Source organism: Variovorax sp. KBW07 (assembly GCF_003852515.1).
Lineage (GTDB): Bacteria > Pseudomonadota > Gammaproteobacteria > Burkholderiales > Burkholderiaceae_C > Variovorax.
Map to the genome: position 1 here is coordinate 1 of NZ_QAJK01000062.1, position 1032 is coordinate 1032.

At 69.5% G+C, this 1032-nt stretch carries 1 protein-coding gene and 1 pseudogene; both read right to left on the bottom strand.

What is annotated here, in order from left to right; genetic code table 11:
* A pseudogene (locus tag DBV14_RS14240) lies at positions 1-245 on the bottom strand (NAD-dependent epimerase); the annotation flags it as partial.
* Between the two features lie 55 nt (positions 246-300).
* On the bottom strand, positions 301-1032 hold a 732-nt coding region (locus DBV14_RS14245; RefSeq protein ID WP_260397027.1), incomplete at its 5' end, for an alpha/beta fold hydrolase.

Sequence of the window (1032 nt, forward strand, 5' to 3'; positions counted from 1 at the left end):
ATGGCGTCGGTGTCGGCCAGCGGCAGCGCGCCGTCGTTGCCGGCCTGCTCGTACAGGTCGCCCTGCACGAACTGGATGCGGGCATCGGATGCGAGGTCGGCGGGTGGCGGCACGCGGTCGGCCAAGGTGATGCGCACGATGCTTTTGGCTGCGCCGCCTGCCAGTGCGATGGGGCCGCCCGCGAGCAGGGTGCGGGCGAGGCGGGCGCCGAGAAAACCGCAGCCGCCGGTGATGAGGATGTTCATGGTGTCGTCTTGTCTCTGTCTGTCTGTTTGTTTATTTGTCTGTCAGTGCGTTCGTTCAGGAAACGGCGGGCAGGAAGCGCAGCAGCGCCGCGGCCACCGCCTCCGGCGCTTCGCGCTGCGGAAAGTGGCCCACGCCGTCGAGCAGTTCGCGGCGGTACGGGCCGCTGAAAAAACGCTCCTTGCCAGCCGAAGTATCGGGATGATTGCAGCTGTCGGCCGCGCCGTGCAACACCAGCGTCGGCACCGGCAGCACCGGCGCCGGGTTGAGCGCTGCGTCGTCGGCCGCGTAGTGCGGATCGCCTGGCGCGAAGCCCCAGCGGTGGCGGTACGAATGCAGCACCACCTTGGCCCAGTCATCGCCTTCGAAGGCGGCGGCGGTAGCCTCGAATTCGGCTGCGTCGTACCAGCCCTCGGGCGCCCAGGTGTTCCACATCGTCCGGGTGAAGGCGATGCGGTCGTCGTGCACCGTGCGTTCGCCGCGGGGCGTGGCCATGTACCAGTGGTACCAGTAGTTGCGCGCCTGTTCGAGCGCCATCGGCTGGTCGGGTGCGTTGGTGCCGTAGCCCACCGACATCAGCACCAGCGCGCGTGCCACGTCGGGGCGCAAACCGCAGGCATTGGCCACCGCACGAGCGCCCCAGTCGTGACCGACCAGCGCGGGCTTGTCGAGGCCGAGCGCATCGATCAAGTCGAGCAGGTCGCGCCCGAGCGCGGAGAGCTGGCCGCTGCGCGGCGTGTCGTCGTGCAGGAAGCGCGTGGGCGCAAAGCCGCGCAGCGCGGGCACCAG